The sequence below is a fragment of the Streptosporangium sp. NPDC049644 genome, from assembly GCF_040675205.1.
Lineage (GTDB): Bacteria > Actinomycetota > Actinomycetes > Streptosporangiales > Streptosporangiaceae > Streptosporangium > Streptosporangium fukuiense.
Genome location: NZ_JBFAOJ010000062.1, coordinates 1 through 23,298 on the forward strand (window position 1 = coordinate 1; position 23,298 = coordinate 23,298).

A 23,298-nucleotide genomic window follows, 5' to 3' on the forward strand; every position below is an offset into this window, starting at 1 on the left:
GGGGCATCGCGATCCATCCCGGTTCATGTCAGCCGACGCCATTCTGACGACATCAAGCACCAACTGCCCGAGTTGATCTTGCTGAGATCACCTCAATGGAAGCCGTTCAGGGATTTGCGGATCATGAGGTGCCTGAGCTGAGGATTACCGCCGTGGCCAGGCACAATCAGATCGTGAAACCTTTTCATCCTGAAGTCGCAGCTCAGAGCGGTTTAGCCGGTAGAGGTGAACACCCAGGCCGCCAAGCAGGTCGTCGGGCGATCCTGTCCGGTCCAGGCAACTCCACACCACCAACTCCCGAGCTGTCCAGCTGGGAAGATGAAATAGCTCACTGATCACTAAAATCCTGAGTTCACACTGGCCAAGGTGCGTCACGCCGCATTGCGCCCAGCCCCATCATCCTGTGACGACCGGGTTCTGTGCCTGTCGGTGGCGGCTGGCAGCATGACGACATGACTATGCAGCCCCTCGACATCTCTTGGCTCTGCGGCGAATACTCCGAGGAGTGCTACAGCTTCATCTACATCCGTGCCACGCCTGAGCAGGTGGTTGCCCGCCTCGGCGGTCGATGGGAGGACTTCACGCCGGGTCCCTTCCCGGACGACCCGGATCACTACCCATGTTCTGGGGAGCCTCTCGGCGTCACCTCCATCGGCGATTGGACGTTCGTTTTCGACCCTGACTGGCTCGGTATCTGCGAAGACGTGATCACTGAACTCTCCGAGGGCACCCGCCTCGTCTCCCAAGCCGCACTCGCCATCAAGGGCATGGACTACTTCTACTGGTGTGAGAACGGCGAGATCCGATTCTGCTCCGGAGTCGATGACGAATACGCGACGGAGACCCCGGACGAACTCGTGGACACGATGGCGGAGATCGACAGGCTTTACCCATCGTTTTTCCCGTTCTACGAAGGGCCGGCTTTCCTACTCGTCGAGCACCTGACCGGGATCAGGGTGACGGAGCAGCTACTGAAGGGCTCCACGTTCATGTGGGGCGTCGTACCAGAACCAACCAAGTCGTAACGTTGGCCGATAGTGAGCCTTCTCCATCCTGAAGCCGCAGCTCAGAGCGAGTGGACCAGTAGAGGTGAACACTCAGACCGCCGCCGGGCAGGTCGTCGGGCGATCCTGCCCGGTCAAAGCAACTCCACATCACCCGCTTCCGAGCTGTCCGGTTGAGAGGATGAAAAGGGCTCCGTGGACTTCCAGGATTCCCCGCTTCTGAAAGCTGCCCGGCTCTGTCCCGTCGACGTCCGGACCGAGGAAGCCGGCATCAGCGTGGCCGACGTGCTGGAGTACCTGGAACATGACGAGTGGGAGACGGCCCTCCTCCTTCTCGAAGAGCTCGGCGACGCGCATCCTCAGTGGCCCGAGTTCTGGAGCCTGCTGGCCGGTGCCGCTCGCCTGATTTGGCTTCATGGGGACGCCGACCGGTGCGAATGGCGATGTGGTGAGGCCCGCAACCGTGCCGACCTCTGCCTTACGAGCGCCGAGAACGGAGGCCGCATGAGCCCCGTACCTCTCCGCGGAGTGCTTCGGCCCATGTGGGACATCGTCCTTTTCACGCCCGAGGATGAACCCCTGCTCGGCATCGCCCGCCTCTGGGTCGAAGGTCGTGATCGGCTGGAGCCAGGTGAGTGCGGGTCGGTGAGACTGCTTCCCCTGACCTTCGAACACTGGCGGCACCTCGAACCAGACGATGTGATCACCATGCACGAGATCCGAACCCCTATCGGGACCGCGCATCACCGAGATCACTCTGCCCGTGGCAGCCGGTTCCTAGTTGCAGTTCTAGTTGCAATCCAGCCCCGTTCAGGAGGGACCGGCCGCGCCCGTTGGTCAAAGTGGAACTGATTTGAACGGGAAGATCAGAGCTGCTAATACGGTTTACGTTTCCCTCACGACATCTGGTCAGGACGGCAGGAGGCAACCCAGAAGGTTGCGCCCGAGTGCGCCGTCTTAGAATTGACGCATGCCAGGCTTTGAGATTGTCACGCATGTCATGGCTCCTCCGGAACGAGTCTTCGACATCTCGTTGAACGTGGATGTTCACGCAGCCTCAATGGCGGGATCTTCCGAGGAAGCAGTCGGAGGCGTGACCGCCGGTAACTTGAAGCGGGGTGATACCGTTACGTGGCGGGCACGACACTTCGGTATCCGTTGGCGAATGACGTCTACGATCAGCGCTTACGATCGCCCTGGATATTTCGTCGATGAGCAGGTGTCAGGACCTTTCAAACGCTGGTATCACGCTCACTATTTTCGACCTTACGGCCACGACGGTACGGTAATGAGCGACGTCATTGAATTCGCCGCGCCTCTCGGTCCTCTCGGGAGGATCGCTGAAATGCTGGCTCTCCGTCACTACATGCCCAAGTTGATCCGGGCCCGGAATCAGTACATCAAGCAGGTTGCCGAAGCCAATCTCACCGCCGATTGAGGATCTCCTCGCTACTTGGGTAATAGAGGATTGGCAATCCCCTGAAGCCGTGGAGACTTTTCTATGCGGCGATGAGCCGCTGACGTCTCGCCGTGGTGGCCGCTCGGACAGCCGTGATCCGCTGTTCGTAGATGATCGGCGGTAACCCGTCGGCGGCGGGTGTTGTAGAAATCGGCGATCCTCACCCGGGTGGCGAAACGGCGGATTCAACTGGTCGTCACAACACCTCGATTCTCAAGGAGGATGTTGTGGCGCAAGGAAGGGCGTGTGCGTTGGGGCCGCGGTGGTTTCGTGAGGGTGGCGGTAAATCGCCGATCAGCCTGGATCCACCGAGCAGGGGGCTCCACCTTGCCCCCGTGGCCCTGGCCCGCTTCCCCTACGGGCATCGACGGCGGACGGGATGATCAGGGCGCGGAGGTGTGCGCGGCGCGCAAGAAAAGCCAGGTCGACGGCTGATCGTCGTGCAATTGGCGTGCAACAGGACAGGGTGACGACGGGTCGACCATGGTCACTCATGACCCGCCGCAAGCCCAGGTCAGCGGCCCTACGAGGCGGATCCATGCGATTCCCGAGCTGACAGCGCGGGTTCGATTCCCGTCACCCGCTCCAAGATCCCTCTTTACACCGAGCGAGGTCTCCGGCCAGGAGACGCAACAGCCCCTCTGGGCCCTCACGGTGTGGATCATGTCCGGTAGGCAAGGACATCGTTCGCACCAACGACGCCTCTCTCGCACAGTCGCCCCCAGCTCATGCTCTACCCATGCGCAGTACGCGTTCCAGGCAGGAGGGAGGCTTCCCGCCAGTTGCCGAACGCGCCCGTCCGCAGGTCCTCGGGGGACGGAATGCCGTCGATGTCGGCCGCCAGGAGAATACGTTCCGGCCCCGGGATGAACCCTGCGGTCTGCAGCGATTCGGCAGGCGATGGTGCGCCTCCACTCGATCGGTTCGCAGCGTGCGGCGAAGACCTCCTGTTACCGGCGGATCGGTCCTGCCAGGTCGTCGCAGGCGGGACCAGCGTGGTCGACGGCCCCCGGGGAGGCGTTCACGAACGCACCCGGTCTGGAGCGGAGGAGAGGCGAGGAAGATCGCTTCCCGGGAGAGAAATGACCGTTTCCCGCGCTCACCGGCGCATAAACGCTTGCGACTGCCTCCAGGCCCGATGGCGATGCAGTCGCACTTGCGAGGAGATAGCGTCAGCGGCGATGGCCGGAGCTGAAGTCGGCGGCGACGAACTGCTCTGCCGTCGGCGCACGTTCAGGGTCGGTGAGCCATTGCGAGGCAAGCCCGACGAGCAGGGCGAGGTAGTGTGATCCGATCGCGTGGACCTCGCCCGGATCGCTATCCGGCCCGAGGCCGGCGAACGCCCGCGCCAGCGAGGCCCTGGCGAGCTCCTGACCGCCGACGATCATCCCCCGGATCTCGTCGTCCTGCCGTACGGACGCGACAGATTCGAAGTTGACGAACCACAGCGATCGGTTGGCCTGAATCGAGTCGATGATCCGACCCCACAGGCCTTCCTGATCGCCGAGCCCGGACCGCGTCCCACCGGCGACGTCGTCGGGTTCCTCGAGTACCGCGAACAGCAGCTCGCCCCACTCCGTGTTGAGATCGCGCAGGGCCAATGTGAGCAGCTGCTCCTTGGACCCGAAGTGGTAGTTGATCGACGCCTGGTTCGCCCCCGACGCCGCGACCAGGTCCCGCACGGTCGTGTGCGCGTACCCCTTGGTCAGCAGACAGTCACGCGCCGCCAGCAACAGCTTGTCCTTGGCACTCATATGCTCTACCGTATCAAATAAACATTCGTATGAAACGATCGTTTAAAACACTCTTTTAGAGAGGTGCCATGACCCGGTATGCCACTGCCGCGCCCACGCCGCCCGTACTGCGCATCCGCGCTCTCCGCTGCGAATATCCAGGAGAGGCCGGACCCATCCACGCCCTGCGCAACATCGACCTCGATGTCGCCCGGTCATCCTTCTTAGCGATCATGGGACCGTCGGGGTCCGGCAAGACCACCCTCCTGCACTGCGCCGCCGGGCTACAGAATCCGACGTCAGGCTCCGTCGAGCTCGACGGGCAAGACCTTCGCGGGCTCGATCAGACACAGCTCGCGCAGTTGCGCCGACGCCGCGTCGGATTCGTCTTCCAGTCGTTCAACCTCCTGCCCGCGCTCTCGACCATCGACAACGTCGAGCTCCCCCTGCGCCTGGACTCCCGGAAGACCGAACCCGCGCGCACAACCGAACTGCTCACCCGCGTGGGGCTCGGCAACCGGGGCGGCCACCGCCCTCATCAGCTATCAGGCGGCCAGAAGCAACGCGTCGCCGTCGCGCGAGCATTGATCACCGACCCCGACATCGTCTTCGCCGATGAGCCCACAGGCGCCCTCGACATTCGCAGCGCCAGGGAAGTCCTGCGGTTGATGCGTGAACTCGCGGACCACGGTCAAACGATCATCATGGTCACCCACGATCCGGTCGCCGCCTCCTATTCCGACGCCGTCCTCTTCCTCGCCGACGGCCGGATCGTCGATCACCTCCCTCACCCCACCGCGCAGCAGGTCGCCGGCAGAATGGCCGTCCTGGTCGAATCGGCGGAACAGGCCGCCCACGATACGGCGGTGAACCGGTGATCAAGATCGCCATGCGCTCTTTCGCGCATCACCGCGCCGCCGCGATCGCCACCGGCCTGGTCACGCTCGTCGGCACCATCCTGGTGACGGGCATGATGAGCCTGCTCGGCACCGGGCTGGCCGAGAGTACGGTCGCCGCCGACCGCGCGTTCCTGGTGCAGTTCCCGCTCATCATGGGCGGCTGGGCGGTCGCGATCGTCCTGTTCGCCATGGTCTCGACGATCAGCGTCGCTCTCACCGGCCGCGCCGGGGAGATCGCGGGCATCCGTCTCATCGGCGCGAGCCCCCGACAAGTGCAGCAGATGCTCGCCATCGAGACAGCGGCCATCTCGGCCGTCACGGCGCTCCCGGGCCTGGCCACCGGCTACATCGTCGGCTGGATCGTCACACAGAGCATCCATTCCGCCGGGCTCACCGACGCGGCCTCGGTCTTCGCGCCCGGCTTGCTCCTCCCGATCCTCGGCATGCTCATCGTGCTGGCCACGAGCGTACTCGCCGCCTGGATAGGCAGCCGCTCCCTAGCTCACCGCAGCCCTGTAGCCGATGCGCCTCCGCCCCCACGCCGTCGCACGGGACGGCAACCGGGACGGCGACGCCGAATCGCCGCGGCGATCATGATCGCCGCCGGCTTGGCCTCATCGGCCGCGGTACTCGCCATGGACCCGACCGACGTGCTCACCACCGCGATGACCGGGCCCGGCTGCGTACTCGTCGCCGTCGGCATGTGCGTCCTCGCCCCGGAACTCGTCGCCGCGGCGAACAGCACGCTCAATGCCTTCCGCCCAGCACACACCACCGCTCCCTCCCACCTGGCCGCGATCAACCTCTCCGCGGCCCCGGACCGGGTACGACCGACCGTGACCTTCCTGACCCTCTTCGTCAGCGTCGCCGCAGGCACGCTCAGCATGCAAGGCATCGAGAACAGCGTCGGCACGGCGAACAGCACAGCTCAGGTCCTCGCCTCGATCAACTACTTCGTCGTCGCCCTGATCGCGGCATTCATGGCCATCGCCCTCACCAACAACCTCGTCGCCTCCATCACCCAACGCCGCGCGGAGTTCGCGGTCATGTCCCTCATCGGCTCGACCAGCGCCCAAACACAGCGAATGCTCGTACGCGAGATCGGTGCGGCCACCGCCATCAGCACCATCGCCGGAAGCATAGGAGCGTTCGTCACCGTCCTGCCCTTCGCCATCGTCAAAACCGGCAATCCCCTACAGGCAGCGGCCCCCCTGCCCTACGCGGTCACCATCGTGATCGGGATCGGCGTCACCCTCGGCGTCACGTCTCTCGTCGGAAGGCGCGCCATCCGCACGGCGTGAGGTCGCGGCAGGCAAGGGAGCGCGCCGTTGCGCACCGGCGCCCTCTCCCACCCCTAACCTGCCGCCCACCGGTCGCACGCCTCGGAAACGCGAGATCCCGTCCGGTCAAGACGATCGGACGGGACTTCCTTCAGGCCATCTCACGAACGGCCCCGTGGGTGCCCAGCGGTCCATCTCGCTCGGCTACGGCTTCCCACAGCGGGTCCCGCGGCCCCAGGCCCCGCAGTTGGTTCTCGTACGCGGCCGGCGGCGCCTCAGCCGCTCCGGTCACGCCGCCCCCTGATCAGTCCCGGCCCGACCTTATTGGTGGCCTGTTGGATCAAGCTTTGTGCCGGGTGTCACCTGATTAATGCTCATTCGAGCGTTTCGGGGGAGGTGGGTGATGACCGCTCGTCTGCCGTGCCCGGTGGCGCCTGGTCCAACGCGCCCCCGCCCTCTGAGATCCAGCGTCCACTCGCCGTCGTCGGAGCCGGACATGCCCTCAACCTCTACGCCCGGATTTAACAGACCACCGGTAACAGCCTGGCGCAGCGGTCTCCACAGCTTTTCCTGCTGAACGGCGGCGTCTTCACCTCCTGCCAAGGCCGGCACACCATGGCTCGTGTACCAGATGCGCGCCAGAACAGGCGGGGAACCACGGTCACTCACGGGGACTCGACCCGCCCTGACCTGCACCCTTGTTTTCCCAGCTCAGGGCAGCCAGGTCAGTGGATGATCCCCACCGACAGCGCGGGGTCGATTCCCGTCACCCGCTCCACTCATGAAGGCCTAGGTCAGGATATGAACCCAGACCCTGGATCTTCGTTAGCTTCTGAAGTAACTCTCTGGGCCAAGAGGCCTTCGGGCGCTTGCTCATTCGGGCCGGCGCCGCCTGGTGCGATAGTGATCGGCACGTTCCGCTGCCATACGTTCCCGTCGCTCCTGAGTCAGGATCTCTTGGGGACTCGGCACCCGCCGCTTCTCATGTCTGATCGCCAGGCGGATCGCCCAATAGAGAAAGAAGAACACCAGAACCGCCGGAACGGCCCATATCACCAGCAAGAGCAGAATCTCGGTGAACCCGATCGCCATCTGATCCTCCGTGCAGGGGAAACCAGCATGCCCGATCTTGCAGACTGCGTCCATCGAGGACTTCGCCCAGTCGTCGACCTAAGATCAGCTTTCATGTGCCATCGACACCGTTCCATGATCACCATCTGCAGGGATCAGGCTTGTTGGTCTCGGCCCCGCCAAGGGGCGAATCATCGCCGCCTTGGTGTTGGAGTGGCCCATCCGCGCCATCGGTTTCCTGAGCGAGGCGCCGGTCAGCACCGCCAGGGTGTTGCGTCGTGAACGTGGATCCACGGAAGCCCGGCACCCTTGAGCGCTTTCGCCCAGACCTTCGTGAAGTTGCCGCACCGGAGTCGTGCGCCTTTCTCTCTCACGGAGTCCGGCTTCGTACCGCCTGATTTGGTTGCCGCGGACGGACCGACGAGGTGACCCTGACGAGGGCTCTCTCAGCAGAAGCCTGACGACAGGAAAGCGGCCTGACAGGGCGGACGTCCGCGTGCTAGGCAGGCCGGGGTACGGAGGCCCATTCGGGGAGTGTGAACCATCGGGGCACGGCGCGGCGTAGCGCTTCGGGACCCTGCACCTCGACCGCGTGCAGGCGCAGCGCGTCCGACCAGCTCAGGTTGCCGCGCCAGACCTCGACCATGCTGCGCACACCGGCGGTCACCGTCACGGTCACGGCGTGGCCAGGGTCCGTGTCGCAGACATCGACCTCGTCAGATGTGATCACGAGCCACCAACGGCGACTGTTGGACGGCACGTCCGGGAACTGGAACTCGATGACCGTCCGCCCGTCCGGAACGGCGGTCCGGTCGACGTTGCGGTGCATATCCCACAGCAGCAGCTTCGGGTCCAGGTCCTCGTCGCCCAGCTCTCCGATCCAGCGAATGCCCCAGGCGGCGAGTGCCTCGACCACTGGTCGCAGCTCGTGGCCGGCCTGGGTCAGCACGTATCGCACATCGTTGTCCTTGACGTGCCTCTCCACGATGCCGGCATGTGTGAGCTGGTGCAGCCGTCGGGACAGCAGCGTGGGGGACATGCGTGGCAGGCCGCGACGCAGCTCGTTGAAACGCTCGGTCCCGCACACCAGTTCCCGGATGACGAGCAGGGTCCAGCGTTCGTCGAGCAGTTCAACGGCCTTGGCCACGGGACAGAACTGACGGTACGAGGAGCCCATGTCCCGCAGTCTAGATTCAGCCGCCACGAATGCCAGCTACCCCGATCGGGACTCGGCCGGATGCCGGTACAGATCGTGTACTGGATAGCGAATTCGTCCTTCCTTACCGTCGATTCCAGTCCACCGCAGATCACGATGAGGGAGCAGTACGATGACCGTCCAGAGCGACCCGCCAGTGGCCGACCGTGCCCTGAAGGCCAGGCATCGCGCCATGTGGGCGCTGGGTGACTATCCCGCGGTCGCCGCCGAGATCATCCCCGATCTGGGCGCGATCCTGGTCGAGGCCTGCGGGGTAGGACGCGGGGACAGGGTGTTGGATGTGGCCGCCGGGTCCGGGAATGCCGCCATTCCCGCCGCGCTGGCCGGGGCGAGCGTGGTGGCCAGTGACCTGACCCCCGAGCTGCTGGAGGCCGGGCGGGCCTTGGCGGCGCGGCGCGGCGCGGAGGTCGAGTGGCGACAGGCAGACGCGGAGGCCCTGCCGTACGCCGACGGCGAGTTCGACACGGTCTTGTCCTGCGTCGGGGTCATGTTCGTTCCCAACCACCAGGCCGGCGCCGGCGAGCTGATCCGGGTCTGCCGCCCGGGCGGCACGATCGGCCTGCTCAGCTGGACGCCGGAGGGGTTCATCGGTCAGATGTTCGCGACGATGAAACCGTATGTACCCCCACCTCCGCCCGGCGCGCAACCCCCTCCGCTGTGGGGCAGCGAGGATCACGTCCGTGCACTGCTCGGGGACGCGGTCACCGACGTCGAAGCGCGCCGGCAGACGGTCACGATCGACCGGTTCGCTCACCCCGGCGCGTTCCTTGACTACTTCAAGGCCAACTACGGCCCGACCGTCGCCGCCTACCGAGGGATAGCCGGGGACCCCGACCGGGTCGCCGCCCTGGACCACGCTCTCACCGAGCTGGCCCGCAGTCATCTACAAGGTGAGGAGGAAACGGTGATGAAATGGGAATACCTTCTCCTCACGGCACGCAAGCACGACTGACGACGAGGACCATCGATAGCCATCCTCGTGCCACAGCTGCGGGAAGCCGGGTGAAACCCCTCATCGGGCCGCCATGGCGGCCCGAGGTCGGCGCGTCTCGATACGGTACGGCCGTGGCTGACATTCACGAACTCATGGTCACGATGGACCTGCGTGGCGACCTGCCCGAGACCGAACTCGCCGAGTTGCGCTGGCACTTGGGCCTCGGCTCGCGGCCCGAGCACATCACCGAGAAGACGATCGTCGTCAACGAGGTTCTCGATCTGCTGCCCGACGAGCAGGAGCCGGTGCAGGATGAGAACGGCCACTGGGTGATCAAGGAGTTTCCGCAACCGGCGCGGGAGGACGGGTCGCCGTACGCGGCCTCGAAGATTCCCGGCGCCGGCTGCTCGATCCTGGTGCGCGCGGATGACCACGCCGACGAACGCTGGGCGCTGACCTGCCGTTGGGAGGTCCACCCCGACGGGCATGCCGAGGTGGCCGAGTGGATCGACTGGTTGACCGCCCGGCTCCACAAGAACGAGTCCTTTTTCGGTTACCAGCGCTGGTACGAGGCCGATGAGCCGGAACTGCTCAGCGTCCGCGATGGGAAGGTCGTGACGTGTCGCGACGGCGCATTCGTCCCGCCGTTCTGGGATGAACCTGACGCGAACTGAGCGTCGATCACCGTTCTATCTGGACCAAGGTCGCTCACGGGAACTCACGGTCACTCGATCGCCTTGACCTGCATCCCTGTTTTCCCGGCTCAGCCCGCCAAAAGCAGTAGATGATTCCCAAGCTGACAGCACGGTTTCGATTCCCGTCACCCGTTCTCCTTCAGGGCCCTGGCGGGGCGGAATCACCTCCGGCACCATGAGCGAGGGCCCGCCCTTCCGAACTCGGAGTGAAATGGTTCAGGGCGGGGTGGGCTCGTTCAGCGGGTTCACCCGGTCGCGTGCCGCGATGGCCAAGGCGATGAAATCACGAAACCGCGCGAACTCCTCCTGGTTCATCTTCAGTCTCGTCCCCCCTGTGACCTGGTCGTCGCCCCGCCTGGCACCGAGCCGAACCTTGAACCCGTCGCCGTGCGGCTGGACATCCACCCCGAGAAACGCCACGTGGTATCTGCTGCTCTCGGACAGATCCCGGTGAAAGATCTCAAGGGTTCTGCCGTCCTGCACCAGGATGTAGTCGCCGAGCTGAAACTCCGCCGCCATAGCTCCCACTTCGAAATCGTGTAGACAACAGTGCCCCCGACTGTCCCACAAGCTTTTGGCGTACGTATCGGCAATCCGGAGGCCCGAACTCCATGCTGTTCCCGTCGAAGACGTTGTAGATCGTCACCCGGCCCTCCGGGAGGACGAAGCCGACTACGAAGCCCCCGGAGAAGGCTTCGTCGGAATCGACAGCCACCCTGCTGCGACAATGCACCCGACCATGGGAATCACGAGTGCCAGAGCCAGATCAGGCGACCAGTCCATCACCTTCTGGCCCAACACCAGAAGAAAGGCGAAGACCGCTATCAGCAGCATCGCCCACCCGTAGCGGCGGGGCTCGTAACGATCACGCCAGAGAACGGGCAGCAGAGCAGGAATCCGATTGGCCGTCAGCACGTAGGCGCCTATCACGACGTCCAGGAACGCCGCTGTCAGCACGAATCCTTGAAGCAGGGTAAGACTCATTCAGGTCGGCTCCTCCAGCATCTGGAAAAGATCCTCTCATGGAGACTGCCGCGAACTCCCTTAGACTCACCGCGCATGCGACCAAAGTTGATCTTCGCTCTCGTCTTCCTCTACGCCGTCACGGCGGCGCCCCCGTTCCAACTGAGGGAGTTGCGGCTGATCGTCCATCCTGCGAGCAAAGAGGCGGCCGAGGTCTACTTCCAGCCGATCCACCCTGTGATGCTCAGATCGTACGAGGGGATCGAGCCGTTCAACCAGGCGTTCATAGCTGCCGAGCAGCGGGCGGAGGCGTACTCGCATGACCTCGCTCCGCCGTACATCCGGCATGGGCCGTACCGGCTGGTCACTCCGTACGTCACCGAACGGGGACGCGAACTGGCCGCTCTGCCGTTCGCCGGAACATACCAGTCGGAAGGGAAGACAGTCTCGTACAGGATCGTGCCCCAAGCGGAACAGGTGAAGAACAGCCACGCTGAACTGAGGGCGCTACTGGAGAGAGAGGGAGACGATCCGCTCGACGAAACGGAGGCCTCCCTGAGCATGGGGATCTATGCGGAACTCAACCGCGTGGTTCTGGAGGTGAACGCATTCGACCAGAATTTGCGGCGCAGGTTGGCCGCAAAGCACGGAGGACTCATCGCTATCCAATGGAGCCCCTTCGAAGAGCGATTAAAGCTATTGCCCTTGAAAGGCTGAGGTCATGTTCGGGGCAGGCCGGTCATGGCTCTTGATTTCCGTGGCCGCACACCGGAGAAATGAGATATCCGGACAGCAGAGGCCTGTCGGCTCGGATGCGGCCGCAACACGAGTGCCTGCGCTTTCGAGCGGCGAACACGGGCAGCACGGCGAACATATCCCGCCGACCAATAAATGATGTCCGATATGCGTTGATATGGAGGACCGAATTCATTTACCATGGGGAAAGACTTTCCGTTCGTCCTGGCGGAGTTTTCCGCGGGGTCTCGGCGGAGTTCGATTTCCAAGGCATGGAGAGTGGCATGACGGCTTCATCCGGTATCCGCGGCGGGCTCGACCTGAGCGGGCGGGCCTGCATCGTCACCGGGGCCGCGCAGGGCATCGGGGCGGCCGAGGCTCGGCTGCTGGCGCGGCGCGGGGCGGCGGTGCTGTGCGCGGACCTGGCGGACAGCGGGCCGTTGGCCGAGGAGATCCGGGACGCGGGCGGCACCGCCGCGGCCTGGCGGGGGGACCTCGCCGAGAAGGGCGCGGCCGAGGACGTGCTGGACGCGGCCGAGGGGTTCGGGGTGCCGGTGTCGGTGCTGGTGAACAACGCCGGGATCGTCCGGGACCGGATGGTCTTCAATCTGGACGACGAGGACTGGGACGCGGTGCTCGCGGTCAACCTGACCGCGCCCTTCCGGCTGTGCCGGGCGCTGGCCCGGTACTGGCGGGCGCGACCGGGGGGCGGGCGCCGGATCGTGAACACGAGCAGCGAGTCGGGCCTGTACGGCAACGCGGGACAGGGCAACTACGCGGCGGCCAAGGCCGGCCTGGCCTCGCTGACCCTGACCATGGCGGCCGAGCTGGGCCGGTACGGGGTGTGCGTCAACGCGATCGCGCCGCGGGCGCGGACCCCGATGAGCGAGGCGGCGTTCGGCGGGTTGCCCGACGGCACGCTGCCCGCCGAGCGAATCGCGACCGTGGTGGCCTGGCTGGCCGGCCCGGCGGGCGAGGACATCACCGGGCAGGTCCTCGTCGTCGCCGGGGACACCGTGCGGCGGATGCGCACCTGGTCGCCGGTGCGCACGGCCCGGCAACCGGCGGACTGGTCGGCGGAGTCCGCCGCGCGGTTCCGGGACGGGTTGTTCGCCGGGGACGGCAGCCGGTACGAGCCCGCCCCGATCGGGGCCCTGTTCACCGAGGGGTCCGGCGAGGGACCGGGCTGAGCGGGCGTCCCGGCCCGACGTGCCCGCCCCGGTACCCGCCCCCGCCGGGCAGACCGGCAGGGGCGGGCGGGGGGAGTCAGGCGCCATGCCGGTCGGCGCCGGCGGTGCCGGGGATCAGGGAGCTGCGGACCTCGTCCTCGATCAGCTTCCAGATGTGGTCCACGTACCGGGTGAACTTCTCGCCGCGCTTGGTGTGCAGGTCGCGCGGGCGGGGGATGTCGATCGGGATCTCCTCCCGGACCCGCCCGGGGTGCGCGGCCATCACGATCACCCGGTCGGCGAGCAGCACTGCCTCGTCGAGCTGGTGGGTGATGAACAGCACGGTCTTGCGGTGCCGGGTCCAGATGTCCAGCAGCTCGGTCTGCATCACCTCGCGGGTCTGCGCGTCCAGCGCGGCGAACGGCTCGTCCATCAGCAGCAGGGTCGGGTCGACCGCCAGGGCGCGCGCCAGGTTGACCCGCTGGCGCATCCCCCCGGACAGCTCGTGCGGGTAGTGGTCCTCGAAGCCGCGCAGGCCGACCAGCTCGACGCACTCGCGGCTGCGCGCGTCCGTGGCGGCCGAGCGGGAACCGCGCACGTCGAGGCCGAACCGGACGTTGGCCAGCACGGTCCGCCAGGGGTAGAGCGAGTCCTGCTGGAACACCACGGCCATGTCCCCACGGCGGGGGTCGGCCGGGCGGCCGGACACCCGGACCTCCCCGGCCGCCGGGGCGATCAGGCCGTCGATGGTCTTGAGCAGCGTGGTCTTGCCGCAGCCGCTGGCGCCGACCACGCAGACGAACTCGCCGTCCCGCACGGTGAGGCCGACGCCTTCGAGGACCGGCGTGTACTCGCCGGCCCGCTCGTAGCCGACCGACAGCCCGTCGATCTCCAGCAGCGGGGTCCCGGGCGGGGAGGCGGTCGGGGGGTCGTCGGCGGGGCGGCGGCGCGGGTACCGGAACATGAGGTCTTCCTCTCGGTCACGGCCGCCCTGGGGGCGGCGGGGGCGAGGGCGGGAAGGAACGGGCGTCGACCGCGGCCAGCGACTCCAGGGCGAGCCCGTGCGCCAGGCCGAACTGCAGCTCGCGCCGGATCAGCATGGTCAGGCAGGCGCGGGTGTACCGCAGGGTGAGGGTGGTGTTGCAGGCGAGCTGCCGGGCGAGCTCCCAGGCGCGCTCCAGCAGCCGCTCCGGCGACAGCACCTCGGCGACCAGGCCGAGCTCCAGCGCCTCGCGGGCGCCGATGGTCCGGCCGGTGAGCAGGAAGTGCCGGGCCCGGTTCATCCCGAGCAGCCAGGGCCAGACGATGTGCACGCCGTCGCCCGGCACCACCCCGGCGACCACGTGCTGGTGGTCGGCGAAGGCGGCCGTCTCGGAGGCGAGCACGATGTCGGAGAGCAGCGCCAGCTCGGCGTGCTCGGTGGCCGGGCCGTTCACCGCGGCGATCACCGGGACCTCGATGTCGAGCAGGTCGAAGAGCAGGTGCCGCCCCTCGTGCGCGATCCGGTCCCAGCCCAGCGGGGTGGTGTTGCGCCGCTCGAACGCCATCTCGGTCAGGAAGTCGGGACCGGTGCCGGTCAGGATGACCACCCGGTTGTCCGGGTCCGTGGCGATCCGCCGGAACGCCTCGGGCAGCTCGCGGTGCGCCCGCTCGCTCCACTTCAGCGACCCGCCGTCGGTGTGCAGCGAGACCTGCAGGATGCCGTCGTGCCGCTCCATCGCGACGTCGGCGAACCGGTCGCGGTACTCCTCAAACCTGCTCACCGGCCCGGCGCTCCCGCCTTGCGGTCCTCCGGGCGGCGGCCGTCGGGCGCCCAGGCCCGGTAGCCCGGCTCCAGCGGCACCTCGAAGGTGGCCATCAGGGTGGTGAGGGCACGCCAGATCGCGATCACGTAGCAGATCTCGACCACCTCGCCGTCGTTCGCCAGCTCCGACCTCAGGTCGTCCAGGGTCTCCGGGGAGATCCGGTCGTCGCGCACCATCTCGTCCACCGCGCGCATCACGGCGCGCTCGGCGGGCCCGAACCCCGGGTGGTCCGCGCCCTCGCGGACGGCGAGCACGTCGGCGGGGCGCTTGCCGGGCAGGTCGACGTCGACCGTCGGCGCGTAGTGGTGGGCCCACAGGTACTCGGAGCCGGTGGCCCAGGCCACCCGCATGATCGCGAGTTCGCGCAGCCGGGTGGCCTCCGGGCGGACGGTCAGCCGCCCCTCCCACAGGATCCGGTCGTTGATCTCGTTCTCCACCCGGGCGGACTGCGGGGAGTTCATCAGCAGGCGGTAGAAGTGGATCCGCGACATCTCCTCGCGCATCCCCACCTCGATCGCGATCCGCGAGGCCTCCTCCACCGGGAGCATCGGAATCAGGCCCTGGGGTTCGTCGGTCGGCATGGCCGCCCCTTTCTGATAGGCGTGGATCACGGGCGGCCCGCCTTCCACGGCGCGGCACGCTGTTCGAGCCATTCGAAGAGCTTCACGAGCAGCACGCCCGTGACGGCGAAGATGAGCACCCCGGCGAGCAGGGCGTCGGTCTGGAAGTACTGCGAGGAGACGAGGATCCGGTAGCCCAGGCCGCTCTGCGAGCCGAAGAGCTCGCCGACCACGACGCCGATCAGCCCTCGCCCGATGCCCATCCGGATGCCCGCGATCAGGAACGAGATCGCGGTCGGGAACCGGACCATGGTGAACAGCTGGAGCCGGCTCGCGCCGAAGGACCGGGCCGCCTCCAGGAGCTGCGGGTCGGTCACCCGGATGCCCGCGTCGGTGTTGATCGCGATCGGCAGCACCACCAGCATGAACACCAGCAGCACGGTCTTGGCCTCGCCGATGCCGAACCACAGGATGAACAGCGGCGCGAGCGCGACGATCGGGGTGGCGTAGAGCCCGTTGATCAGCGGGTCGATGTAGTCCTTGGCCCGGCGGCTCGTCCCCAGCACCAGGCCGAGCAGGACGCCGCCCACCAGGCCGGCCCCGAACCCCTTGATGAACTCGCCCGTGCTGACCAGCATGTCCTGCTGGAGCGTCCCGTTCTGCCACATCGTCACGACCGCGGCGGCGGTGCTGATCGGGCCGGCCAGGAAGAGCGGGTTGTCCACCACGTACTCGGCGGCGACGTGCCACACGAGGAGGAAGCCGAGGAGGCTGAGCGCGGCGCGGTGCCCGCGCGGTCCGGTGCCCTTCCCTGCCCGCCGGGTCCGTCGCAGTGCCGGCCACCGTGCCGGCCACCGCCCCCCGCCCGGCCGCCGCGCCGCTTCCGGGGCGGCGGCCGGGCCCGTGCCGGGCTCGCCGGAGACCAGGCGGCTCATGCGGGCCGCTGGCCTTCGGGGAGCAGCCCCTCGGGCCCGGGTCCGCTCTTCACCGAGTCGGGCAGCTCCTGGTACGCGGCCTTGACGTGGGAGTTGTCGACCAGGCCGGCCACGTCGTCGGGTGCGGAGGCGTCCAGCGAGCCGCCGGACTTCATCAGCGCGACCGTCCGCGGGACCACGGTGGCGGCGATCACGCCATCGCGCGGGTAGGCACCGGCGGTCACCCAGGTGTAGGAGGCCTCGGCGACGCTCCGCTCGACCTGCGCGTTCCTGGCCAGCAGGTCGAGCACCTTCTCCTTGTTGGCCGGGTCGTACAGGTAGGCGATCGAGGCCAGGTAGCCCTTGAGGAAGGCGCGGGCGGTGTTGGGGTTCTCACTCAGCCAGGCCTGCATCGCGATGATCCCGAAGAAGGACAGGTCCTTGTACTCGGGCACCTGCTGCAGGTCGTAGAGGATCCTGTACCCCTGCTTCTCCAGCAGCGTGGAGGTGGGCGGCAGCACCGCGATGCACTTGATCTGCCCGGACTTCAGCGCGGCCAGCGCCGGCCCGGCGTTGAGGTTGACGTTGGTGAGCCGGTAGTCCTGGCCGAGCCTCAGCTTCCCGCCGTGCTCCATCATCTTGGACAGGTACAGCGCGTCGCCGATGCCCTCGGGGTTCTGCGCGCCGCAGGTGGCGCCCTTGAGGTCGGCGAAGGAGGTCACCTCCGGCGGCACGACCAGGTACTCGGGGTAGGACCGGTAGCCCTCGGCGACCGCGATGACCCGCGGGTCCTTCTGGTGGGCCAGGACCACGGCGTCGTACACGGTGGAGGTGAACTGCACCGAGCCGCCGATCATGGCGGCGAGCGCGTTCGGGCTGGACTGCGAGTAGATCATCGAGACGTCGAGGCCGTACTGGCGGAAGACGCCGAACTCGACGCCGACCTGGATGGCCCAGTTGCCGGCGTTGGCGGTGACCCCGCTGAAGATCACCTTCTGCGTCTCGAGCTTCGCCTCGGGTGCGGCCGAGCCGCCCGAGGTCGCGGGGACGGCGGCGGGTTCGTTTCCGGAGCCGCATGCCGCGATCGCCAGGAGCAAAGACAGAGCGACCGCGGAGCGGAGGAGGGTGAGGGGGGCGCGCATGGGGGGCATCGAATCTCCTTGCCAGGATTCGGGATGCTGCGGTGCCCTGACCTCACCCCGGGGCCGTTATCCCCGCCGTTACCGCGCGGGAGTCACCGGGACGACGGGGAGCACGAGCGCCGAGGGGTGCTCGGCGTCGTGCAGGACCGTCTGCAGCGCGACCCGCAGGTCCTCCGGCGAGGACGCCGTGCCGTCCGCGGTGTTGGGGTGCCGGTCGTACTTGGGGAACGAGCCGCTGGAGACCTCCAGCCGGATCCGGTGCCCGGGCAGGAACACGTTCCCGGTGGCGATCAGGTCCACCTCGACCCGGATCGGCCCGTCCCCCGCGGCCGCGACCTCCGCCGCGGTGATCCGCCGGATGCCGTCGCAGAGCAGGTACGCCCGGCCGTCGGGGTGGACGTCCACCAGCTTGGCGGTCACGTCGGTGGCCGGGGCGGTGGTGCGCAGGTGCAGCACGGCGTGCACCGGGCCGATCACCTCGACCGGCTCGGTCAGCGGGTCGCCGCTGTAGACCAGGACGTCGTCGCGGTCCTCGACCGCGCTCTGGTCCATCGGGCCGGAGTTGGCGGCCGGGTTGGGCAGGTAGACGGCGCCGCCGCGGGTGGGCACCGGGTGGCGCGGGTCGTACCGGAAGGCGTCGTACGGCTCGTCGTCGCACGGCGGCTCGGTGCTCAGCCGGCCGTCCCCGTGCCGGGAGTTGGCCGTCCCGCCGCCGCGCAGGTACCACTTCGTGGGGCGGGCGCGGGCGGGCGGCCACTCCTGTTCGTCGCGCCACTCGTCGGCGCCCATCACGAACACGCGCACCGGCGGCAGGTCGGGTCCCGGACCGTCGGCCAGGTGCCGCCCGAACCAGGCGAGCTGGATCCCCTCCAGGTCCATCCCGACCGGGAACCGCCGCTCCGGGCCGCAGGAGTCGCCGAACAGCGCGGGCGCCCACTGGGTCCACGGGCCGATGACCAGGCGCTGCGCCTCGGCGGCCGGCCCGCCCGCGTCCTTGATCGCCTGGTACGCGGCGAGGTTGCCGTCCAGGTGCACGTTGTACCAGCCGGCCACGTGCAGCACGGGGACGTCGGTCCCGGCCAGCGCCTCGCGGGCGCTGAGCCGGTCCCAGTACGGGTCGCCGGGCGGGTGGGCGAGCCACTCCCGGTAGTGCGGGGCGACCCCGTCCAGGGCGGGCACGTCCGGGAGCGGGAGGGCGCGGAAGGCGGCGTCCGGGTCACGCAGGGCGCGCGCCAGGGCGCCGGAGGCCGTCCGGTGGACGACCGCGCCGTCGCGGGCGACGGCGCGGCCGAGCTGGTCGGGGGCGAGGTTGGCCAGGCTCCACCAGAGGTTGAAGCCGAGCTGGAACGCGCCGCCGCGCCAGACCCAGCCGCCGTCGAACTCGGACGCGGTGAAGTGCGGCACGATCGTGCGCAACCCGGGCGGCCGGTGCCGCAGCGCCTGCCACTGCGGGACGCCGTTGTTCGACGCCCCGTACATGCCGACCTTGCCGTCGGACCACGGCTGCGCGGCGGCCCACTCCACGCAGGCGGCGGCGTCCGCGCCGGAGCCCTCGAACGGGCGGAACGGCTCGTCGCCGCCGGAGCGGAACCGGCCGCGCGCGTCCACCACCACGACGGCGAACCCGTGGTCCACCGCGCGCTCGGGATTGATCACACCGTAGACCGAGGCCCAGTTCGCCTTGTCGTAGGCGGTGTACTGGAGCAGCACCGGCCGCCGGCCGGGAGCCGGGTCGCGGTAGACGTCGGCGCGCAGCACCACGCCGTCCGGCAGCGGGATCCGCACGTCCCGCTCGCGCAGGACCGGGGGCCGCATCAGTCCTCGCCCGCGGCGGCCCGCACCACGCGGGTCTCCAGCGCGCCGAGCCCGTCGATCTCCAGCCGGACCACGTCGTCCGGCTTGATCCAGCGGTCGATCTCGATCCCGGCGCCGGTGCCGACCGTGCCGGAGCCGAGCAGGTCGCCCGGCAGCAGGGTCTCCCCGGCCGACGCGTGCGCGACGATCTGCTCGATCGACCAGTGGATCGTCGCGGCGGAGCCCTCCGACCACAGCTCGCCGTTGACGAAGGCCCGCATCCCGGCGCCGAACGGCCGGGGGATCTCGTCGGCGGTGACCAGGTACGGCCCGGTGGCGCAGCCGCGGTCGAAGCCCTTGGTCTTGGCCGGGCCGACCCGGGTGCCCATCTCGCGGCCCTGCACGTCGCGGCAGGACAGGTCGTTGAAGATGGTGAGCCCGGCGATGTGCTCCCAGGCCCGCTCGGGCGGGATGTCCCGGCCGCGGCGGCCGATCACGATCGCGAACTCCAGCTCGTAGTCGAGCTTCTCGGTGTAGGCGGGCCACTGGCCCGGCTCGTCGGGGCCGAACACCGAGGCGCTGCGCGTCACGTAGTGCGACGGGGCCTCGTACCACTCCTGCGGGACCTCGCGGCCCAGGTTGCGCAGGGCGTTGACCATGTGGTCCTCGAAGGCGAAGAAGTCGCGCACGGTCGGCGGCCGGTCGACCGGGGCCAGCAGGCGGACCGCGTCGCGCCGGTAGGCGTGCGCGCCGAGCGGGCCGGACCGCTCCAGCGCGGCCTCGGCGTCGCCCAGCGCGTCGAGCAGCCGCCGCGCCTCACTTTCGGCGCGCCCGCCCGACCCCAGCAGGGCGACGGTGCTCCCGGGGAAGACCGCGCGGGCCAGGTCGGCGGCGCGGCCGGCCTCTCCGCCGTCGGCGAGGATCTCCGAGGCGAGGAGCGCGGCGAGGTCGACGACGACCGGCGCGTCGAGCGCTCCGACCGCGGCTCCCGTCCGCACCTCGGCGTCCGGCCAGCCATGCGGTGTGAAGCGGCAAATCCTCATGGGAACCCTCCGTCGATCGCGACCGAATGGCCGTTCTGTTATGAAGTGCGGTTTATTGCGGGAGCCGTTACTCCGTCGTTACGGATCACGGGGAACGGCCCGGTAACTGGCCGCCTCGTTCGATACCGGCAGTGGATTCGGTCTGTGACTGCTGAGGAGTGAGACAGTGGGCGTCAAGGCGATCGTGCAGCTGTACCCGGTCATCCCGGTCGAGGGCGGGGCCGCCGGCCGCGCGGCCCGGCGACCGCTCGGGCGCGACCGCGACGAGTTCCAGAAGGTCATGCGGGACTGGGCGAGGATCGCCAAGGCCGCCGAGGACCTGGGGTACTGGGGCATCGCCGGTATCGAGCACCATTTCCACTCCGAGGGGTACGAGATCTCCCCGTCCCCGGGAGTGGTCAACGCCTGGCTGGGCGCGCACACCAGCCGGATCAACATCGGCACCAACGGCTACGTGCTGGGCACCCAGGACGCCATCCGGGTGGCCGAGGAGTGCGCCATGCTCGACCACATGCTCCAGGGCCGCTTCTGGGCCGGGGTCAGCCGCGGCTACCAGTCGCGCTGGACCGACGTGCTCGGCCAGCATCTGGGCACCCAGGCCACGCTGTCGGACGGCGGCGCGGCCGACAAGGCCAATCGCGGGATCTTCGAGGAGCAGGTCGAGCTGATGCTCAAGGCCTGGACCCGGGACTCCTTCGACTTCAACGGCTCCAGGGTCCAGGTGCCGTTCCCCTACGACACCGGCATCACCGGCTACCCGGCCGCCGACACCGCGTCACTGATGGGCGCGGTGGACGAGGTCGACGGGGACGGGGTGATCCGGAAGATCTCCGTCACTCCCGCGCCGTACCAGCGGCCGCATCCGCCGGTGTTCGTGGCGTCCTCCAGCTCGGAGGAGTCGGTCCGCTACTGCGCGCGCAACGGCTTCGTGCTGACCAGCTTCTCGCCCGCCTCCCGCACCGAGGAGTTCGCCCGGGTGTACGCCGAGGAGGCGGCCGCGGTCGGCCATCCGCTGCCGCTGGGCGCCAACCAGGCCCCGGTGCGGTGGCCGCACATCACCGACTCCCCCGCGGCGTTCGACAAGGCCCTGCTGGACTACGACGCCGACATCTTCGAGCACTTCTACTCGAAGTTCTTCAAGAAGAAGATGGCGATGGGCGACGACGTGGTGCAGGCCGTCAAGGACTCCGGCCTGTTCCTGGGCGGCACCGTCGACCAGGCGCGGGCCCAGTTCGCGGCGGAGTGGGAGCGGGTCCCCTACGAGTACTCGGTGCTGATCTGGCACTGGGCGCAGCAGCCGGCCGACGACGTGATCCGCGAGATGGAGCTGATGGCCACCAAGGTCTACCCGGAGATCGGCGGCATGGCCGGTCCCCAGGAGCGTCCGCTGGCGCAGTGGGCCACGACCTGACCCGGCGCCCGCGTACGGCCGCCGCCCTCGACCCGGGGCGGCGGCCCGGTGCGCCCGCCGTCCGACAACGGCGGGCGCACCGGGTAACGCCGCCTGTAATGCGGCGGCGGTATCAATATGAGCCGCAAGTACCAGTCCCAGATGACCGCAGATGCCAACGGACGAGGGCACGCTCGCACGCGTGCGCGTCCGCCGCCCGTCTCGCCGTCCCGCGAGGAGTCGTCGTGTTCGAGTTCTTCCCAGGCGACCGCGCCTGGTCGTCAACGGTGAACCTGGCCCTGATGGCCGGTGGCTCACTCGGCGACATGGAGCGCCGGCTGGGCCCGCTCCGCGACCTGCCCGCGGCGGACCCCTCCGCGGCGGACCCGCCGCCGGCGAGGCTGGAGGCCTGGGCCGCGGCCTGGGCGGGGATGGCGCACCGGCAGGAGGAGCTCGCCGCCCTGGACCTGAAGGCCGGGTACCCGCTGACGGCGGGGGCGCGCTACCTGCGCGCCTCGGTGTACCACGCGAGCGGGCAGCGGCAGATCCCGCCGGGGCCGGCGAAGTCGGAGAGCTACGCCGCGGCCCTGCAGGCGTTCGGGAACGCGGTGGAGTGCGCGGCCCTGCCGCTGGAGCGCATCCACGTCGACTCCCCCGACGGCATGATGCCCGGCTACCTGATCGCGCCGGACGCCGCCGACCCGCGGCCGGTGGTCATCGTCTACGGCGGCCTGGACCTGACCAAGGAGCTGGTGTACGCCGTGGTGGGCACCGCGTTCGCCCGCCGGGGCGTCACCTGCCTGGTCGTCGACACCCCCGGCACCGGGGAGCTGATCCGGCTGCGCGGCGTGCCCTCGCGCCCGGACTACGAGGTGCCCACCGCGGCGATCATCGACTACCTGGAGACCCGGCGTGACGTGGACGCCCGGCACGTGGCCGTGCTCGGCATCAGCTTCGGCGGGTACTACGCGGCCCGCGCGGCGGCGTTCGAGCCGCGGGTCTCGGCCTGCGTCTCGTGGGCCGGCAACTGGGACTGCGGCGCGGTCTGGAGACGGCGCTGGGACGGCCGCTCCGGGTACGAGCCGGCGTCGTGGTTCCTGCCCTGGGTGCTCGGCACGCCGACCGTGGAGCAGGCCCTGGAACGGCTGGAGGAGTGGACGCTGGCCGACGTGTGGCCGCGGGTGACCCAGCCCCTGCTGATCGTGCACGGGGAGGACGACCGGGAGATCCCGGTCGCCGACGCGCACCGCGCCTTCGAGGCGGCCGGATCGGAGGACAGGACGCTGCGCGTGTTCACCGCCGGGGAGGGCGGCACCGAGCACATGCAGACCGACGACCCGGGCCCGGCCCTGCAGCTGATCGCCGAGTGGCTGTCGCTGCGGATGCCGGTGGAGGCGCACCTGCCGGTGCCCTCGCCGCGCACGGTCTGACCCCTGACACCGAAGCACCCCGCGGCACTGAGAGCCGCGGGGTGCTTCTCGGTCTGCGCCGG

The 23,298-nt window shown here is 68.6% G+C and carries 23 protein-coding genes; 10 read left to right on the forward strand and 13 right to left on the reverse strand.

The features are described 5' to 3' along the window. The first annotated feature begins 452 nt into the window (after nt 1-452). On the forward strand, nt 453-1,025 hold the full coding sequence (locus AB0J58_RS29000; RefSeq protein WP_364221391.1) for a DUF6461 domain-containing protein: 573 nt from the start codon (nt 453-455) through the stop codon (nt 1,023-1,025). A 129-nt stretch (nt 1,026-1,154) separates the two neighbouring features. Here AB0J58_RS29000 and AB0J58_RS29005 read toward each other — a convergent pair whose 3' ends face one another. Next, complete coding sequence (locus tag AB0J58_RS29005) at nt 1,155-1,760, reverse strand: hypothetical protein (protein ID WP_364221394.1); 606 nt, start codon at nt 1,758-1,760, stop codon at nt 1,155-1,157. Between the two features lie 214 nt (nt 1,761-1,974). On the opposite strand from AB0J58_RS29005, the gene AB0J58_RS29010 reads away from it, so the two are divergent. Continuing rightward, nucleotides 1,975-2,442: an SRPBCC family protein gene (locus AB0J58_RS29010; protein WP_364221396.1), complete on the forward strand. Its 468-nt coding sequence runs from the start codon at nt 1,975-1,977 to the stop codon at nt 2,440-2,442. Between the two features lie 1,193 nt (nt 2,443-3,635). On the opposite strand, the gene AB0J58_RS29015 is transcribed toward AB0J58_RS29010, so the two are convergent. Continuing rightward, a complete protein-coding gene (locus AB0J58_RS29015; protein WP_364221399.1) occupies nt 3,636-4,217 on the reverse strand; it encodes a TetR/AcrR family transcriptional regulator in 582 nt (193 codons plus the stop codon). A 68-nt stretch (nt 4,218-4,285) separates the two neighbouring features. Between AB0J58_RS29015 and AB0J58_RS29020 the strand changes: the two genes are divergently transcribed. Together AB0J58_RS29020 and AB0J58_RS29025 are read left to right on the forward strand one after the other, a co-directional pair. Continuing rightward, complete coding sequence (locus tag AB0J58_RS29020; RefSeq protein ID WP_364221402.1) at nt 4,286-5,074, forward strand: ABC transporter ATP-binding protein; 789 nt, start codon at nt 4,286-4,288, stop codon at nt 5,072-5,074. Then, nucleotides 5,071-6,396: an ABC transporter permease gene (locus AB0J58_RS29025; protein WP_364221405.1), complete on the forward strand. Its 1,326-nt coding sequence runs from the start codon at nt 5,071-5,073 to the stop codon at nt 6,394-6,396. The genes AB0J58_RS29020 and AB0J58_RS29025 overlap by 4 nt, the downstream gene beginning before the upstream one ends. Before the next feature lie 852 nt (nt 6,397-7,248). Here AB0J58_RS29025 and AB0J58_RS29030 read toward each other — a convergent pair. After that, nucleotides 7,249-7,467 carry a hypothetical protein gene (locus AB0J58_RS29030; protein WP_364221408.1) on the reverse strand — a complete coding sequence of 73 codons (219 nt, stop codon included), beginning with the start codon at nt 7,465-7,467 and terminating at the stop codon, nt 7,249-7,251. Nucleotides 7,468-7,945: 478 nt separating this feature from the next. After that, the gene (locus AB0J58_RS29035) at nt 7,946-8,623 is read right to left on the reverse strand and encodes a helix-turn-helix domain-containing protein (RefSeq protein ID WP_364221411.1); all 678 of its coding nucleotides are present in this window, start codon (nt 8,621-8,623) and stop codon (nt 7,946-7,948) included. Between the two features lie 151 nt (nt 8,624-8,774). On the opposite strand from AB0J58_RS29035, the gene AB0J58_RS29040 reads away from it, so the two are divergent. Together AB0J58_RS29040 and AB0J58_RS29045 are read left to right on the forward strand one after the other, a co-directional pair. Then, nucleotides 8,775-9,614: a class I SAM-dependent methyltransferase gene (locus tag AB0J58_RS29040; protein ID WP_364221414.1), complete on the forward strand. Its 840-nt coding sequence runs from the start codon at nt 8,775-8,777 to the stop codon at nt 9,612-9,614. Nucleotides 9,615-9,727: 113 nt separating this feature from the next. After that, a complete protein-coding gene (locus AB0J58_RS29045) occupies nt 9,728-10,270 on the forward strand; it encodes a hypothetical protein (protein ID WP_364221417.1) in 543 nt (180 codons plus the stop codon). Between the two features lie 237 nt (nt 10,271-10,507). On the opposite strand, the gene AB0J58_RS29050 is transcribed toward AB0J58_RS29045, so the two are convergent. Beyond that, a complete protein-coding gene (locus AB0J58_RS29050; protein ID WP_364221420.1) occupies nt 10,508-10,810 on the reverse strand; it encodes a hypothetical protein in 303 nt (100 codons plus the stop codon). Between the two features lie 153 nt (nt 10,811-10,963). After that, nucleotides 10,964-11,275, reverse strand: coding sequence for a hypothetical protein (locus AB0J58_RS29055; RefSeq protein ID WP_364221423.1), 312 nt, complete (start codon nt 11,273-11,275; stop codon nt 10,964-10,966). Between the two features lie 75 nt (nt 11,276-11,350). On the opposite strand from AB0J58_RS29055, the gene AB0J58_RS29060 reads away from it, so the two are divergent. Further along, the gene (locus AB0J58_RS29060; protein WP_364221426.1) at nt 11,351-11,971 is read left to right on the forward strand and encodes a hypothetical protein; all 621 of its coding nucleotides are present in this window, start codon (nt 11,351-11,353) and stop codon (nt 11,969-11,971) included. Between the two features lie 302 nt (nt 11,972-12,273). Further along, entirely contained in the window at nt 12,274-13,179 is a 906-nt protein-coding gene (locus AB0J58_RS29065) for an SDR family NAD(P)-dependent oxidoreductase (RefSeq protein ID WP_364221429.1), read from the forward strand. Nucleotides 13,180-13,255: 76 nt separating this feature from the next. On the opposite strand, the gene AB0J58_RS29070 is transcribed toward AB0J58_RS29065, so the two are convergent. The 7 genes from AB0J58_RS29070 to AB0J58_RS29100 all read right to left on the reverse strand — a co-directional run bounded on the left by AB0J58_RS29070 (nt 13,256) and on the right by AB0J58_RS29100 (nt 20,416). Beyond that, nucleotides 13,256-14,122 (reverse strand): ABC transporter ATP-binding protein, encoded by an 867-nt coding sequence (locus tag AB0J58_RS29070; RefSeq protein ID WP_364221432.1) that lies wholly within the window; start codon nt 14,120-14,122, stop codon nt 13,256-13,258. Nucleotides 14,123-14,138: 16 nt separating this feature from the next. Next, nucleotides 14,139-14,921: an enoyl-CoA hydratase/isomerase family protein gene (locus tag AB0J58_RS29075; RefSeq protein WP_364221435.1), complete on the reverse strand. Its 783-nt coding sequence runs from the start codon at nt 14,919-14,921 to the stop codon at nt 14,139-14,141. Further along, nucleotides 14,918-15,544 carry a carboxymuconolactone decarboxylase family protein gene (locus tag AB0J58_RS29080; protein ID WP_364221438.1) on the reverse strand — a complete coding sequence of 209 codons (627 nt, stop codon included), beginning with the start codon at nt 15,542-15,544 and terminating at the stop codon, nt 14,918-14,920. The genes AB0J58_RS29075 and AB0J58_RS29080 overlap by 4 nt, the downstream gene beginning before the upstream one ends. Before the next feature lie 26 nt (nt 15,545-15,570). Next, the gene (locus tag AB0J58_RS29085) at nt 15,571-16,458 is read right to left on the reverse strand and encodes an ABC transporter permease (protein ID WP_364221441.1); all 888 of its coding nucleotides are present in this window, start codon (nt 16,456-16,458) and stop codon (nt 15,571-15,573) included. Continuing rightward, the gene (locus AB0J58_RS29090) at nt 16,455-17,588 is read right to left on the reverse strand and encodes an ABC transporter substrate-binding protein (RefSeq protein ID WP_364221444.1); all 1,134 of its coding nucleotides are present in this window, start codon (nt 17,586-17,588) and stop codon (nt 16,455-16,457) included. The genes AB0J58_RS29085 and AB0J58_RS29090 overlap by 4 nt, the downstream gene beginning before the upstream one ends. A gap of 69 nt (nt 17,589-17,657) precedes the next feature. Continuing rightward, the gene (locus tag AB0J58_RS29095) at nt 17,658-19,394 is read right to left on the reverse strand and encodes a CocE/NonD family hydrolase (RefSeq protein WP_364221447.1); all 1,737 of its coding nucleotides are present in this window, start codon (nt 19,392-19,394) and stop codon (nt 17,658-17,660) included. Next, complete coding sequence (locus AB0J58_RS29100; protein WP_364221450.1) at nt 19,394-20,416, reverse strand: fumarylacetoacetate hydrolase family protein; 1,023 nt, start codon at nt 20,414-20,416, stop codon at nt 19,394-19,396. The genes AB0J58_RS29095 and AB0J58_RS29100 overlap by 1 nt, the downstream gene beginning before the upstream one ends. 166 nt (nt 20,417-20,582) lie before the next feature. On the opposite strand from AB0J58_RS29100, the gene AB0J58_RS29105 reads away from it, so the two are divergent. Continuing rightward, nucleotides 20,583-21,827: an LLM class flavin-dependent oxidoreductase gene (locus AB0J58_RS29105; RefSeq protein WP_364221453.1), complete on the forward strand. Its 1,245-nt coding sequence runs from the start codon at nt 20,583-20,585 to the stop codon at nt 21,825-21,827. Nucleotides 21,828-22,051: 224 nt separating this feature from the next. Next, a complete protein-coding gene (locus tag AB0J58_RS29110; protein ID WP_364221456.1) occupies nt 22,052-23,236 on the forward strand; it encodes an alpha/beta fold hydrolase in 1,185 nt (394 codons plus the stop codon). Nucleotides 23,237-23,298 lie beyond the last annotated feature (62 nt).